The sequence below is a fragment of the uncultured Erythrobacter sp. genome (genome assembly GCF_947502395.1).
Lineage (GTDB): Bacteria > Pseudomonadota > Alphaproteobacteria > Sphingomonadales > Sphingomonadaceae > Erythrobacter.
This window is the reverse complement of sequence record NZ_CANMZM010000003.1, coordinates 929,903-944,069: the sequence shown is the minus strand read 5'-3', so window position 1 is coordinate 944,069 and position 14,167 is coordinate 929,903. Positions and strand designations below refer to the sequence as shown.

Here is a 14,167-nt window from a genome sequence, read left to right as displayed (position 1 = left end):
ATGGCTGTAGAGGCACCGCCTGTTCAGCTTTGGGTTTGGCCGAACGAACCCTTTAAGGGCCTGTAGCTCAGCGGTTAGAGCTGGCCGCTCATAACGGCTAGGTCGCGGGTTCGAATCCTGCCGGGCCCACCAATCTTGAGCCCTCGTTGCGGGGCCCAAAAGCTAAACATGCTCAGCAGTCTGACTGCTAAGCGAAGATGAAATGTCGGGGAGTGGCGCAGCCAGGTAGCGCACCTGTTTTGGGTACAGGGGGTCGGAGGTTCGAATCCTCTCTCCCCGACCATTTCATCATTGTTCAATTATTTCAATTGGATACTAAGCCTTCGGATGGTGGCAATGTGACAGTCATATGTTACAGTCAGCCGAACCATCAAAAAAGCACCATGAACATGCCGAAACGACAAAAAGTCCACGCGACTATTGAACTCATTCTCCGAAATGAGAAAATCGGGCATGAAGAAAAAATACTGCGAAAACTGAAGCTTGCGGTGCGACAAGGTATCCCGTCCGGACATAGCCATTTGAAGGACGCTGTGCGTCCCGCACTATATACACAATTTAGGGGAAAGGGATTTCCGCTTAAGAGTCTGAATAACCGGAAACTGCCGGAGTGGAGATCACTGAGTCATTGGATGGGGGCTCAGATCATAGCAATGGCCATAGGGCAGTTTGAGCATAGGCAATTTCGGGTCAGGCTACATGATGACGTTCGGCTCCGTGAAGAGGCTAAAGGCACAGATTTGAAGGTCTATCTCCGTGATCGAATCACGAGAATTCTCGGTGAGGGATACGAGGAAGACCCTTGGTATCTGTTCGTGATCGAAGACCTCGATACTGATGGTAAGTCGTTTGTGAGACCTCATGCACATGGCGTTGTTCGGATTAGGCCATTGCCGCTTCGAAACATTCGTAACAAGAGATCACGGGCAGCATACCAGCAAACTGCTGTGTCGGCTGGTCTTGAAAAGGCCGAGCTTCGAGCAGGGCTTGCTGCAATGAGGCGACTACTGAAGCAAGCTACAGGGAACGACATCAACGCTCGCAGAATTGTTAATGGAGTGTCTCAGGACGGAAACGTGTGGATGAGAAAATCCTACCACCGATACTTCAATGATGAGGCGATCAGCTACGCCTTCAAGAATGCAGATTCGCCTAGCTCAAATCTACCAAGCAACCGATTGGCGATCTCACAAGCTGCCAGAGCTGAGGGGAAAAAGCTCTGGGAACTTATCAGAAGAGGTGAGCAAGCTTTGGAGCAATGGAACTAGTTTACGAGAAAGGCACCGTTCAGCATGAGCAGCAGGTCTATATCACTAACGTAGGCCGCTAAGCGGGCGGAAAGGTCTTTCAGACAAGCGTCTATTTGAGCCAAGCTGACCCAAGTTGACCTTACGCCACTAAATAGCCGCAACAGTTTTGCCACTCACCTGGGATTAGACGAAATCGCAGTTTTCCGCGCCCTATGCGCCAATGTTGAATTTTTAGCCAAGTTGACTGAGTCAACTTTGGTCCAAGGCTTCTTCGGCGCGCAGCGATCTTTTGTGCGCTCAATCACTCACAATGATGTTCCTCGCTTCGCAAGTGTTCGGGTCGACCTGACCAATTGCTCTGCTAAGATTTACACCGCCGAAGCCATTGCGCGCTCTATAAGTCATGGTGATACCGTGCATGCCCGTTTCTTCGCTCTTCGGCGTGACCAATGTATCTACGTGGTCGAAGCTGTCTGGCTCTCGCAAACCAGATTTCACGAAACTGACCAGACTTCTGTTAGAGCCATCCCAGCTGCTGAGGCAGTGGAGCCCCTTAATGCGGTTCTTGGCTTCGTCAGCGGCGGCATTCTCGCGATCTAAAAGCTCTTGCTCTGTGACTTCAGTTGGCTGGCTGCATTGGTAGACGCCAAAGATCACGATGACGAAGAGCACTACAATCAAACCGATAGAGCCGATTGCTCCAAATACCTCAGTGTTGCGCGTTCTATGTCGCAGAGCAGCAGCTCGTTTTACGTCGTCGTCGAGTTCAACCATTGAATAGGCCCTATTGTCCAGACAAACGGAAGACCGGAGAGGCTCACGGGTGGCTTCTGCTTGATCACCGATTGCAAATCATTGGAGATCACAACGACTGCTGTACTCCTCGATCTAACATTTACATACTATAGTTGATAATTATCAAGGCCCGATCCGGCCAGAGTCCAGCGGATGGACGTTCGGCATCAGGTTGGAGCTAACTTTCGCAAGATGCGGATTGAACGCGGCTGGTCGCAGGAGCAAGCCGCTGAGCACACCGGCGTGTCACAGCAATATATCAGTGGCCTCGAAAGAGGTCAGCGAAACCCGACGGTGCTAACAATGTTTGAGCTTGCCGCTCCCTTTGGGCGTGAGCCGCGTGAGCTTCTCGCGCCATTGGCCGAGACCCCATACGAAGCGGAGCAACTGCGCTGAAGTAGGCCTGCACCCAACGGTCAATCAGAAGTAGATCAGAGCGGTCTCGCCATTTGGGGTAAGGCCAAACTTTTCTATTAGATCGCGATAGAGTCGGCTTACACCTGAACTTCCGGGAACGTATTCGTCACGATTTAAGTCATCAGCGTCGATTGAGATGTTTTCAAAGACAGCGTTGCACTGCGCAGCGGTGAGCACATCGCCTTTTTCGCAGTGATTGAGGTAGACTGGCCTCAAGAACCACACCAGGTGGCGCGTTGTCCCATGCAGATGGCAATTTGCTTTCACAGCCCCAAAGTAGTTATTGAGTATCTTGAATACACTGCTCGCGTCATCATCATAGAATGGTTGGAAAATATGCCTTCGCCATTCTTCAGGTGGACGGGACGCGGAGAGAATCCCTTTATAATGCTTATTCCTCTCGCCTCCGGGATCCCGCGTGATGTAGTCTGTCCGTCGTCAGAACATTTGGCACAGATTGTTGCTTAGATTAGCGGAGCATCGGCCTCGTCTTGTTGTTTGATATTAGGCGGCTAGCTTACGGTGTTGCAAGCGCCGATGTTGGATGGTCTTTCGTTTGATCCTTTCGCGCTGTTTGATGATGGCGTCTGCCCTGCCGAAGTAGGCGTCGGCAGGCGTCACATTGCCCAGCCCCTTTAATATGTACCACTGATTTGGCGTTTTTCTAATAGCGTTTCGGGGACCGGCGGACGCATACCGAGGGCGTGATGGGGCCTGATGGTGTTGTATTGGCGTAGCCAGACATTGATGGCGGACTGAGCTTGTCTGAGGGTGTGGAACCACTCCGCATCGAGCACTTCGCGGCGCAGCGTGCCGTCGAACCGCTCGTTGTATCCGTTCTCCCATGGTGAGCCGGGGGCGATGTGTAGAGGCTTGAACCCAACCTTGATGAGCCATGCCTGCAAAGCTTCAGCAATAAACTCTGGACCATTGTCTGAGCGGATATACTCCGGCTTCCCATGCTTCATTAGCAGCCGATACAATGCGTCAAGCACATCGTTGGCCGTCATCTTGGATCGGACAGCCACACACAGCGCGGTCTAAGCGTGTACTCATCAAGCACGGTTAGCATTTTATAGCTGCGACCATTGCTCCGCGTGTCATGAACAAAGTCGATCGCCCACACATGACCCTGATGCGTTGGGCGCAAGCGGATAACGGAGATATCCCTGTGATAGAGACGCCTGCGCTTCTTGTGCCGCTGTGGCAGCTGTAGACCTTCCTCACGCCAGATGCGCTCCACCTTCTTGTGGTCGATCTGCTGGCCTTCAACGCCAAGCAACTCAGCGATCTTGCGATAGCCATAACGACCATACTGCTTGGCAAGCCGGATGATCGCCAAGCGCAAGGCCTCATCATCTTGTCCCCTTGGCTGATAGCGAAGGCTTGAGCGTGCAACACCCAGCACAGAGCACGTGCGACGTTCCGATGTACGCAGCTTCTGGCGCGTGTGGATCACTGCCTAGCGCAGCGCCTCACGCGTCAGGCCCTGGGCTTTAAATGATCCAGGCTCTCCTTCAGTATCAGCTTGTTCAACTGAAGATCAGCTACAATCTTCTTCAAGCGCTCGTTCTCTTTCTTCAGAGCCTTCATCTCAGACAGCTGTGGCCTGCCAAGACCGCCAAACTTCTTGCGCCAATAATAATAGGTCTTGTCCGATATGCCCGCCTTGCGGCACGCGCTCACAACATCGCTGCCATCGTGCAGATGGGCCTCAATCTCGCGCAATATCTTCAGCGCTTCCTCATCACTGTGCCGCTTCCTCGCCATAACTCATGCCCCATGTCTCTAAACAATTATGGCACAACCTTAGGGGGCTAAGACACGACCGCCTCGCTCGATCTGGTCGCGATCTGCATGACATCATCGCTCAGTTGTCAGAGAAGCAAATCGGGTTTTGGTGTGTGCAGCAAGGAGCGGTCGATACGACTAGTTCGATGGGGAAACTAATCCTCGGCATCCTCGGTGCAGTCGCCGAGTTCGAGACCGACATTCGCAAGGAACGTCATCGTGAAGGCATAGAGCGCGCAAAAGCAGCTGGTGTCTATAAAGGACGCAAGCACACCGTAGACGTCGATCAGGTGCGCTCTCTACGCGACAAAGGGCTTGGAGCAACAGAGTAGCCTCGAAGCTACAGATCGCTCGTGCGAGCGTTTATCGAGCGCTGAAAGACAGCCACGTCAGACCCGTGTAGTGTTTGCGTCGGAATTTCGAAAAGTCCTAGGAGATGGTTAAACCCCAGACCCGGATGGAGCCGATTTGCCAGTGCTTGCCGCCCTTTGCCATCCACTTGTGACGAGACTTCCGCAAACCCTCTTGCAATGGGCAACCTCAGAATCCGGCTACCAAGTCTCCAGCGCGACTAGTCTTTCGTGGCTCGGTCAAGAACCAACAGACAACCGAAGCTCACAAGGCCAGCCAGAAGAAGAGCTGCAATCTGCTGCACCCAATCTAGGTTCAGCGAGACCTCAGCAGCACCAAGCCCAACAAGTGTGACCCCTAAGACAAATAAAGCGATATTTCGCGTCATGGTTTCGAACTCAAACGCGCATTGACCGCTAAATCGCCAAAACTCAGCCTGGCGATTGCTTCCTTGCGCTGCATCAGTGGGCCAACAGGAATGCTTCCGTAGTGGCCAGTTTGAGAATGATTGGCATGCCCCAATAGAGCTGAGGTCAATCCCTCATCAACTCCACGCCGTCGACATTCATCAGTGAACGTGTGACGAAAACTGTGAAGACAGAGACCTTTGCGCTTCATGCCAAGCCGTTTGAGGTAATTCGCCCAAAACTTGGAAGGCTTGTAACTCCAGTCTCCGCGGGGCCCTGTTTCTACGTCTGGAAACACACGAGTGTGTTTGGCCTCAGTCATCATTTCAACATGCTTCAGAAAGCCACACTTGATGAGAGTTGGATGGATTGGAACAATGCGTCTGGAAGCTTTGTTCTTTAAACGCTTGTCCTCATTCTCGCTGCTCTCCACGAGATCGAAAATCCACACGCCATGCTCTTGACGCACATCGCTGCAATCAAGTTGGATGATCTCGCCTGTCCGTGCGCCCGAATACAATAGGCAAAGCGGTAACCAGTAGCGCCAATCCCGAGTATTCGCACGACCGTTCGTATAGGCTTTCTCTGCACCGCTCCCAGCGAACAAAGAGCTATTAAACACTTTCACGAGCTCCACATCGCGATACGGTGGATACTTTCCTTTGGATTTATCGACCTTTGAGCGGAAGCCAAGCGCTACGTTCTCTTCGACATATACGTTCCTCTTCAGCCACGCGAAAAACGCGCTAACTGCTGAAATCTCCTTGTTAATCGTAGTAAGTGATCGGGTTTTCCCGCCCTTCTCCCGCCACGCTTTGGCAGCATCAGCCAAACTCATTCCAGTTAGCTCGCCATTAGTTGTCCAACGGTGTGGGACATCCGAAAGAGCCTTCTTAAAGTCTCGAACTTGGGACCGTGTCACGGCGCTGACCGCAGTTTTCGTTCCAACAAATCTCGAAAAGTGCTCTATAACTTTTCGCTCAGTTTCAATGGTGTCGGCACGCTTGCCTTCCTTAACTTTTCCCGCTGATATTGTTCGAACAATGACATGATGCTCTCACTGGGCAAGGAAGTATCCTCGGCGGTGTGACGACCTCCCAATCGTTGCACCACGGCTCTAGGATTCATGTTCGTATCCTTACCCTCGATGTAGTCTGATATACGGGCGCGTGCGATTTGGACGGCTTTCGTAACAAGCTCCAAGAACTCATCCCACCTCTCACCCGAGAGACCGCCGCCAGCTTGGATATTCCAGTTCATTTTCTTCGAAACTTTGACGGCCAATCGTTGCATTTCATCTTTGTCAGAGGGTGTCGGCAGCAAGTCAGCCTGAACCCTTTTCCTACGGCGTTTTTCAGCAACTTCGCTGAGATTGGTCTCAGCTTTTAGTTCACCTCGAAGCTTCTCAAGGTGAATCTCAATGAACCTCTGGTGGACCTCGACGGTAGCAGCTTCGATCAATTCGTCCCGCGAGGGTATATTCGGAGGCATCCACGATGAGCGACGAATTTCCTCCCAGTCTTCATGCTGCTTTGCCCTTACGGCAACCATCTTGCGTTCGGCTTCGCGGCGGTCAGTAGTCTTCAAAGAGACCATCGCATCAGGCGGCTTCTTGCCCAATCGAGCTTTTAGAATGTCACTGACGTCTGAAGGCACTGCTTCACGGTAATACCAATTTGCGGAGCCGGGGCGTTTCACGACATAGGGCATACAAGAACCGATTGATGTGACAGTCAATCACACAAAAACTTATTGGCATCAATACCCTAATCCAAACATAAGCTTAATGTTGGATCAGGTTCGAATCCTCTCTCCCCGGCCATTTCATCACAAAGCATTTTTTCTGAAAACTGACGCGCAAAGGCGCCTGATCGCGGGCGCGATCAACCGTGTGCGACGACTTGACCCTGCGTCTCTAGCATTGACGCAAGCTCTTTAGGTGGCAACGACTTTGCTATAAGATAGCCTTGCGCATAATCGCAGCCATTCTCCCGCAGAAAATCGAGGCAGGCTTGCTCTTCAACACCCTCGCACACAACGCGAAGGTCCAACGAATGGGCCAAATCGATTGTGGACCGTACCATCAATCCGTCGCTGCGATTAACGTGTGCGTTCTGAACGAAAGCTCGATCAATCTTCAATTCTGAAAGCGGGAGCTGCTGCAAATAGCTCAAAGTTGACTGGCCCGTGCCGTAATCATCAATCGAGATAAGCACACCCAGCTCCCGGAACCGTTCCAGATTTCGCGCGGCCGATTCCGGGTCGGTCATCGCCGCCGATTCGGTCACTTCAAAAACCAAGCGATCCCTAGGCACGCGCATCTCTTGCAGAATATGCTCTGCCGCTGCGACAAATCGATCAGAAGTAATCAGGTTCGCAGAAATGTTGACCGCAGCGGACACCACAACGTCATCCTTGCACCACTCCAATAGGTCAGAGATTGTGCGCTTCAGGACGAACAAGGTCAGCCGATCAATCCGGTTGGTCTCCTCGGCCAGCGGAATGAAAAGGTCGGGCCGCATATGGCCGCGGGTGGGATGCTCCCAACGCAGCAGTGCCTCCACGCTTTCAATCCGATCGGTTTCAAGGCGCAATTTGGGCTGATAAACGACCTTGAGTTGCTCAGCACCGATGGCTTCATCGAGCTCACCCATAAGCGATACCCGCTGTTCGATAATCGCGGCTTCAGCGTCCTCATGCGCATGCCACAGCTTGCCCTCACTCGCGGCGTGACTTGCGGCACGGCTGGCTGCATCGAGATCAGCGCCTGAGGCGATGCCAAAGGCCATCTGAACGTCCACTCGCCGCCCCCCAACTTCCAGCGACTTCTCCAAAGCCTGATCAATTTTCTCGAATGCATCGATCAGTTGCTGATAATCACCTTGGTGTACCCAAGCGATCATACGCGTGTCGGCGCGATAAGCTTGTGCAAGCGAGTGAACCGAACTCATGCGATCAACCAATCGGTCGATGAGTTTGCCTAAACGCTCTTGGCCCAACACAGCGCGGATCGAATCGAATTCCTTGATGAAGGCCGTTACCGTAAATTCGGCTCCTTTGTGCTCTGTTCTGTTGAACGCAAGCGCATTGGGTAGGCCTGTCTGAGTGTCTACCAAAGACTCTTCAAGAAGGGTTTGACGCACAATCCAGGCGGATTGGAGGAAACCCGTAAACAAGATGAGAATGGCACCTGGCACAGCCTCAAACATTGTACGCGCTGAATGATAGGCCAGTGCCTCCACGGTAAAAAGCACGGTGAGTGCCAAAGCCACGCGCATGGCTACCTGGAGATACACGTGCGAGCGAATCACGAACAGGGAAAGGAGCGCCGCCAATGCGAGGAGTGGGAAATAGCCAAATTCTGCCATCGCTCCAGCCATCAGCGTTTCTGCGGCGAGCGCCTGGACCGTCACGCCCGGAATGACTCCATAGGTCGGCACGCCATAGCGATCGCCCAGCTCAATGGCGGTCGCTCCAACCATAACGTCGCGGCCTGCCAGTTGTGATGCGTCGAAATCGCCCGCCTCGATGTTAGCAAAGCTGTGGCGCGGGATTGAGCGGGGATCGATACTAAAATCGATGGCAAAGTCTTCACCAACAGCCCCCGAAATTCCCGCGATCTGAGCGGAGAGCGAAGGGCGCGGTGTATCATCTGTGACGGTGCCATAGACAATTCGGCGGACCCGCGCATCTGCATCAGGTCGCACCGAGACAGACGCAAGACTGGTGTTTTCACGCAAGGATGGGACCGGCAGAGCTTCGACGCGATCTTGCGCAGTTTCAGAAGCGCGCTGCGCAAAGGTCGGAAGAACAACCGAAGCTTCAGCTTCAGTGATTGCGCTCGCAAAGGCTGCATCACCCTCAGGCGAAGCATGTGAGGAAAAGTCGATATCAAAGACGATCGAGCGCACACCAGCTTCATCGAGCTGATCGACCAAACGTGCATAATGGTCACGTGGCCAAGGCCATTTACCTGCCTGCGCTAGGCTTGCTGCATCAACTTCAACGAGGTGCAGCTGGCCGGAGGCCTGTTTGGGCCCCAATTGCGCGATCACAGCACGCGTTTCATCCTCCATCATGCGCAGCCAGCCCGTCTGAGCCAAGGCCACAGCCACAAGCATGCTGACAATGATGATTGTCCAGCTTCTTGCGGTTGTTGAAACAGCCTTCTTCATGACGGGGGCATCCAGTTCAGCTTGGCCTCGATTGGGTACGACGCGATCGCGTCACCAGGTCGCTCAATTCGCATTACTCATAGGATCAATCTCTTTCCTCAAAACGATCCCGAACACGATCTACGAGTCGGCGCAAAAATCCTCTGCCATCGCGTTCGTTCTCGGCATGACCGTCGTCTGAGTGGTCATCGTCGCCGTGATGGTTTCCATGTCGGCCGCGTCTATGGCCTCGTCCATGATCATCATCGTCGCCTTCTTCATCCTCATAGCCGCGATCATTATCGTCATCGTCCCGATCATCATCGTCGTCATCATCGTCGTCACCATCGTCGGGCTCGGGCGCGGGCACCGGTGAAGGGTCGGGTTCGGGCTGTGGCTCTGGCACAGGCGCAGGCTCAGGTTCTGGTTCTGGTTCTGGTTCTGGCTCGGGCTCGGGTTCTGACTCCGGTTCTGGCTCAGGCTCAGGCTCAGGCTCAGGTTCTGGCTCGGGCTCGGGTTCTGACTCCGGTTCTGGCTCAGGTTCTGGCTCAGGCTCAGGCTCAGGCTCAGGCTCAGGCTCAGGCTCGGGCTCGGGTTCTGGCTCAGGCTCAGGCTCAGGCTCAGGCTCAGGTTCTGGAAGCGGCTTGGATGCTGCCACCAGTTCGGCCTCATTATCCTCTGGAAGATCAGCAAAAGATGGCTCAGTTCGAATTTCCTCGACCACGTCTGCGACCAGAATGTCGATCGTGCTCTCGACATCTCCACGCACAAGACCGCCCGTTAACTCGGAAAGATCTGCGCTTTCGCTTCCGACTTCAAAATCGATCACCCCCAGTCCTGAGGTACTCGCCGCAGGTATAACCCGAGCCGTTTGGGTCAAGGGACCAGACCTTCGCGGCGGAGCAGCTTGAAAGCTGCTTTGCTGCTGGGTTGGCACAGTGGTACTCACACCGCGCTCCGGAGAGTCAATTTGCCGAGGCTCATCACCTTCAATACTCAAGCGGAAGCGGTCATCCGCTGCAATCATGGCAACTTCGCCAGGGCGAACAAGATCAACTGCGCCGCCATCCAAAGTTGATGCCTCAACTGCGCCTTCGGTCACCTGCATCGCTGCGCCGCTTTCGGACACGGTGATTGTGAAGGTCGTACCTTTTACAACAGCGGCGAGGTATGGCGTGTCGACACCAAAATGCGGATCTGGCTGCTTGCCAATATTGAAAATCGCGCTGCCGAAATCCTGAATGATCTGGATGACACTGCGATCACGGTCTTCGGGCGCAATCGTGATTTGTGTGTTTGGGCGCACTGTCACGAATTCCTTGCCGCGCACAATGATAGCATTGCCGCTCCGCCTGGTGACAATCTGTTGTCCAGCCGAAATGCGTGCTCCACGCTCCGCAGGACGTTCACCTTCAGCCGTGCGGATGATAACCGGGCCGCGAGTTTCGCTTACGGTCCAAGGCCCTGTTTGCGCAAATGCGCTGGTGCTGGAAAGTAGCAAGGACAAAGGCAACAAGGTTCGAGATTGAATAGGCATAAGTGGTCTCCCAGACACCTCGCACCTAACCACTCGATCTCAGGAAGCGGTAAGCAAACTAGCTTAACAAATTGGAATTTTTACGGCAGTTTACAAACATAAGGGTTTGAACTTTTGACGATTTGTTAGGAGCTTCTCAAGTAAACCTCGCCGGTGGCTCAGAAGATTCTTCATCCGGTGAAGTGGGGCTTAAGCCTTTGCTCCTTGGCGGCGCTCATGTGCCCGCCCCTCGCTGCGCAATCGGATATCGATGCGACGGACCCGAGCCAGTTCGAGGAAGACCGCAGTGCGGAGCAACCGAGCGATCAGCCAAAGTCCCTCAAGATTGAACAAGCAGAGCAAGCCCCCGAAGCAGACCTTTCTCCCGGAAAGGAATTCACGGTCAGCTCTATCATCATTTCCGGCAACCGAGCCATGCCGGACACCGAATTTGTTGATCTGATAGAAGAATACACTTCTCGACCACTCACACAGCAGGACCTCTCCACCCTTGCCACCCGTGTTGCAGTCCGAGCCCGTTTTCATGGCTATATCTTCGCCACAGCGACGGTCCCGCGTCAGGATTTAGACCTGGGCGTACTCCGCATTGAGCTTGATGAGGGTCGAATTGATGAGGTCCGTCTTGCAGGAGCCCAAGATCCAGCCATCGCCCGACAGTTGGCCCCTCTTGTTTCGAGCCAGCCTGTAACAAAAGAGGAGCTTGAACGCCGTCTCTTGCTTGCCGATGACATCTCTGGCGTGCGCATCCTGGAGACGAGTTTTGACAAAGAAGGATCCCGCGGCGTTCTCCTAGTTAAGACCCAACGTTCCAACGCTTCTTCATATGTAGAGGTGCGCAATAACGGATCTCGGCAGGTTGGGCCTGTCCGTGCGCGGATTGATGTCGACTTTAACGGTTTGATCTCTTCGGGGGATGAAATTGACCTCTCGTTTGGGACGACACCGCTCCAGCCCAGCGAACTCCAATTTGCCCGTGGCTCTTACAAAATCGTGGTTGATGCAAGCGGGCTCGAACTTGGGGCGCACCTTTCCTATTCACGAACTGAGCCTGGCGCTTTTCTTTCTGACCGAGAGATCGCCGGGCGATTCGTTCGTGCAGGCGTGAGCGCAGAATACCCACTAAAACGCAGCAAGGAGCTGAGCCTTTGGGTTGTTGGCGAGTTTGAGGTCACTGACCTCGAGCAAGACCGATTTGGAGAGCTTGCAAGGCGCGACCGTGTGCCAGCCCTTCGTGCTGGAGTATATTCACGTGGCAAGCTTGCAGACGGATGGTTCAGTGGACGGCTTATCGCCTCTCGCGGCCTCGACATTCTCTCAGCGACAGATCCCGGCGACTTACTTGCTTCGCGCCTCGATGCATCCGCCCGGTTCTCAAGCCTCTACGGCTGGTTCGCATGGAACCGCTCACTCGCCGATTCCTTCAGCGTTGCGCTTGGAGCCCGCGGCCAGATAGCAAGCGATCCCGTTCTTGCGACTGAGGACATTGGCCTTGGTGGGACATCATTCCTGAGAGGGTATGACTTTAATGAACGGTCCGGCGACAACGGCGTCATGGGCTTTGGTGAGCTGCGCTATGACTGGCGCGGCAAAGGATTCTGGTTACCGCGCGGGCAAGCGTACATTTTTGCTGATGGGGGTGTCGTTTCTAACCTTGAAGATGGATTTGGGGGCGGATCTCTCGCATCCGCTGGCGGGGGAGTTCGACTGGATCTAACTCGTGATCTGGACCTTGGCGTTGAAATCGCAGTCCCTCTCACAGGCGAGCGCCGTGACAGCGACAGCGCAGGGCCGCTTTTTAACCTGCGGGTTGGTCAAGCTTTCTAAGCACAGCAATACCGCGGCGTGGCATAAGCACTGCCCCAACCGATCTTTTCGACCTATTCGCTGAAACAACACTGGCATCTTTCTGCACGGGTTCGGACAGTGCGAACAGGCCATTGTGCACGACATGCCCCTAGAGCATGAGAAAGGCGTATTTGACGATCATGATAATGATTGAGTCTATGAAGATCAGGATTGCAACTGGGATCGCATTCCACACTGTGCTCAGCATGTTTTCAGCCAATGGCTTTACGAGAGTTAGGGCTGCTCAAGCAGTATTCACTCTGCGATCAAAAGCCCGCATAATGCGACGGTCAGCGATCCCAATTAAGCTTGGGCAACAGCTGGCTTGAATGCACGTAAGGGACGCTCAGCTGCGTCTTCGATTGACTCGGGAACAGCAATTCGTTCGCGTTCTGCGTTCTCAACCCGGTTGCGGCCATGTGATTTGGCATCATAAAGCGCGGCATCGGCCCGTGCGAACAGGCGTTCATAGCTTTCGCCGTCCTGTGCAGTCGCAACGCCAAAGCTTGCCGTCAGGCGTATGTCATCATTGAGGCCCGCGTGGCTGAGTTGAGCAAAAGCTTGACGGATGCGCTCTGCCAAACGCTCGGCAGGCTCATTGGGGCAGTTCCAGACTGCGATGCAAAATTCTTCACCGCCGACCCGGCCTGCGGTATCGCAACCGCGAACCATTTCGTTGATCAGCTTACCAAAGCTAGAGATTGCCCGGTCACCCGATTGGTGTCCCCAAATGTCGTTGACCTGCTTGAAATGATCAATGTCAGCAACAACCAAGCTGAGCGGACGCCCCTCTTTCTGAGCACGGGGTAGCAATTGAAGCATCGCCTGTTCAAACGAGGCTCGATTATGCAGTCCGGTGAGTGTGTCTCGTGAGCTGCTTTCACGGAGCGAAGTTGTCCACTCAACAATCGTTGCCCCCAACAGAACCATTGCCCCGAGTACTGATTTGACCCCAAGGACGAGCCCAATCAAAGAGTAATAGAATGACTCGCGATAGGCTTCTTCAGCGATTGACCTTTCATACATCAACGTAAGGTTCGGTCGGACCAGGAAATCAATCGCCTGAATTGAGATCACCGCGATAACCGCCAAGTCGATAAGGTTCTTACGCCTCGCACTCAATATCGTGGTGAGACCTACGATATACATCGCTCCGTAGCCGGTATTGACGATGATCAGTCGTGGGGCGACATCGCTCGTAAAACCAACAGCGGCCGCAAGAACTGAAGCACTGATGATATAGATGGCAACTAGCAGCCCAACATGCACACGTTGGCCAACTCGTTCACAAATTGAAGTGACCATCGCGATCACCGCAATTGTATATAAAACCTGAGTTGTGTGAAACAGATAAAGTGCATTGGACGGCAGGAAGTGGGTTACCAAATACCCTGCAGCGAAAAAGGTGTAGCCGATCGAAAAACCAAGCACGTGGCGTTTCATGCCACCCATTTTCCAGAACACAGCAAAAGTCACTGCGAAAAACAGTGCCATAAGCGGTGTTAGCATTCCTAGAATCTGCGCTTGCATCGGTTGGAGGTCTCCCAGTGGCTTTGCGGTAGGCCAATAAGGTTAACACCCCCTTTAGGGGAAACCTCTGAGCGCCAGCACTTGCATTTT

At 53.6% G+C, this 14,167-nt stretch carries 11 protein-coding genes, 2 tRNA genes and 1 pseudogene; 6 read left to right on the top strand and 8 right to left on the bottom strand.

Annotated features, from left to right (window positions below; all coding sequences use genetic code 11):
* Window positions 1–56 precede the first annotated feature (56 nt).
* The 3 genes from Q0778_RS15805 (at window position 57) to Q0778_RS15795 (ending at window position 1,268) form a co-directional block, all read left to right on the top strand.
* Window positions 57–132 (top strand) — tRNA-Ile (locus Q0778_RS15805).
* Between the two features lie 74 nt (window positions 133–206).
* A tRNA-Pro gene (locus Q0778_RS15800) sits at window positions 207–283 on the top strand.
* Between the two features lie 100 nt (window positions 284–383).
* On the top strand, window positions 384–1,268 hold the full coding sequence (locus tag Q0778_RS15795; protein WP_298337483.1) for a hypothetical protein: 885 nt from the start codon (window positions 384–386) through the stop codon (window positions 1,266–1,268).
* Window positions 1,269–1,547: 279 nt separating this feature from the next.
* Here Q0778_RS15795 and Q0778_RS15790 read toward each other — a convergent pair whose 3' ends face one another.
* Window positions 1,548–2,024, bottom strand: coding sequence for a hypothetical protein (locus Q0778_RS15790; RefSeq protein WP_298337480.1), 477 nt, complete (start codon window positions 2,022–2,024; stop codon window positions 1,548–1,550).
* Window positions 2,025–2,198: 174 nt separating this feature from the next.
* Here Q0778_RS15790 and Q0778_RS15785 point away from each other — a divergent pair, with 174 nt between their 5' ends.
* Complete coding sequence (locus tag Q0778_RS15785; RefSeq protein ID WP_298337477.1) at window positions 2,199–2,441, top strand: helix-turn-helix transcriptional regulator; 243 nt, start codon at window positions 2,199–2,201, stop codon at window positions 2,439–2,441.
* Between the two features lie 24 nt (window positions 2,442–2,465).
* Here Q0778_RS15785 and Q0778_RS15780 read toward each other — a convergent pair whose 3' ends face one another.
* Window positions 2,466–2,678, bottom strand: coding sequence for a hypothetical protein (locus tag Q0778_RS15780; protein ID WP_298337474.1), 213 nt, complete (start codon window positions 2,676–2,678; stop codon window positions 2,466–2,468).
* A 419-nt stretch (window positions 2,679–3,097) separates the two neighbouring features.
* Window positions 3,098–4,232: pseudogene (locus Q0778_RS15775) on the bottom strand (IS3 family transposase).
* Window positions 4,233–4,237: 5 nt separating this feature from the next.
* On the opposite strand from Q0778_RS15775, the gene Q0778_RS15770 reads away from it, so the two are divergent.
* Complete coding sequence (locus tag Q0778_RS15770; RefSeq protein ID WP_298337471.1) at window positions 4,238–4,585, top strand: recombinase family protein; 348 nt, start codon at window positions 4,238–4,240, stop codon at window positions 4,583–4,585.
* 403 nt (window positions 4,586–4,988) lie between these two features.
* Here Q0778_RS15770 and Q0778_RS15765 read toward each other — a convergent pair whose 3' ends face one another.
* From Q0778_RS15765 to Q0778_RS15750, 4 genes are all read right to left on the bottom strand, one after another.
* Window positions 4,989–5,849, bottom strand: a complete 861-nt coding sequence (locus Q0778_RS15765) for a site-specific integrase (RefSeq protein WP_298337468.1) — start codon at window positions 5,847–5,849, stop codon at window positions 4,989–4,991.
* 128 nt (window positions 5,850–5,977) lie between these two features.
* Window positions 5,978–6,721 (bottom strand): DUF6538 domain-containing protein, encoded by a 744-nt coding sequence (locus Q0778_RS15760; protein ID WP_366519558.1) that lies wholly within the window; start codon window positions 6,719–6,721, stop codon window positions 5,978–5,980.
* A 173-nt stretch (window positions 6,722–6,894) separates the two neighbouring features.
* On the bottom strand, window positions 6,895–9,186 hold the full coding sequence (locus Q0778_RS15755; RefSeq protein WP_298337462.1) for an EAL domain-containing protein: 2,292 nt from the start codon (window positions 9,184–9,186) through the stop codon (window positions 6,895–6,897).
* Window positions 9,187–9,271: 85 nt separating this feature from the next.
* A complete protein-coding gene (locus tag Q0778_RS15750; protein WP_298337459.1) occupies window positions 9,272–10,702 on the bottom strand; it encodes a FecR domain-containing protein in 1,431 nt (476 codons plus the stop codon).
* Window positions 10,703–10,918: 216 nt separating this feature from the next.
* Here Q0778_RS15750 and Q0778_RS15745 point away from each other — a divergent pair, with 216 nt between their 5' ends.
* Window positions 10,919–12,526 carry a ShlB/FhaC/HecB family hemolysin secretion/activation protein gene (locus Q0778_RS15745; RefSeq protein WP_298337456.1) on the top strand — a complete coding sequence of 536 codons (1,608 nt, stop codon included), beginning with the start codon at window positions 10,919–10,921 and terminating at the stop codon, window positions 12,524–12,526.
* A 324-nt stretch (window positions 12,527–12,850) separates the two neighbouring features.
* On the opposite strand, the gene Q0778_RS15740 is transcribed toward Q0778_RS15745, so the two are convergent.
* Complete coding sequence (locus tag Q0778_RS15740; RefSeq protein ID WP_298337453.1) at window positions 12,851–14,077, bottom strand: GGDEF domain-containing protein; 1,227 nt, start codon at window positions 14,075–14,077, stop codon at window positions 12,851–12,853.
* Between the last annotated feature and the right edge of the window lie 90 nt (window positions 14,078–14,167).

What these genes read in the sequence shown, in the direction of transcription:
- Q0778_RS15795 (WP_298337483.1), top strand. Translation starts at nt 384, where the DNA reads ATGAACATGCCGAAACGACAAAAAGTCCACGCGACTATTGAACTCATT.
- Q0778_RS15790 (WP_298337480.1), bottom strand. Translation starts at nt 2,024, where the DNA reads ATGGTTGAACTCGACGACGACGTAAAACGAGCTGCTGCTCTGCGACAT.
- Q0778_RS15785 (WP_298337477.1), top strand. Translation starts at nt 2,199, where the DNA reads ATGGACGTTCGGCATCAGGTTGGAGCTAACTTTCGCAAGATGCGGATT.
- Q0778_RS15770 (WP_298337471.1), top strand. Translation starts at nt 4,238, where the DNA reads ATGCCCCATGTCTCTAAACAATTATGGCACAACCTTAGGGGGCTAAGA.
- Q0778_RS15765 (WP_298337468.1), bottom strand. Translation starts at nt 5,849, where the DNA reads ATGAGTTTGGCTGATGCTGCCAAAGCGTGGCGGGAGAAGGGCGGGAAA.
- Q0778_RS15760 (WP_366519558.1), bottom strand. Translation starts at nt 6,721, where the DNA reads ATGCCCTATGTCGTGAAACGCCCCGGCTCCGCAAATTGGTATTACCGT.
- Q0778_RS15755 (WP_298337462.1), bottom strand. Translation starts at nt 9,186, where the DNA reads ATGAAGAAGGCTGTTTCAACAACCGCAAGAAGCTGGACAATCATCATT.
- Q0778_RS15750 (WP_298337459.1), bottom strand. Translation starts at nt 10,702, where the DNA reads ATGCCTATTCAATCTCGAACCTTGTTGCCTTTGTCCTTGCTACTTTCC.
- Q0778_RS15745 (WP_298337456.1), top strand. Translation starts at nt 10,919, where the DNA reads ATGTGCCCGCCCCTCGCTGCGCAATCGGATATCGATGCGACGGACCCG.
- Q0778_RS15740 (WP_298337453.1), bottom strand. Translation starts at nt 14,077, where the DNA reads ATGCAAGCGCAGATTCTAGGAATGCTAACACCGCTTATGGCACTGTTT.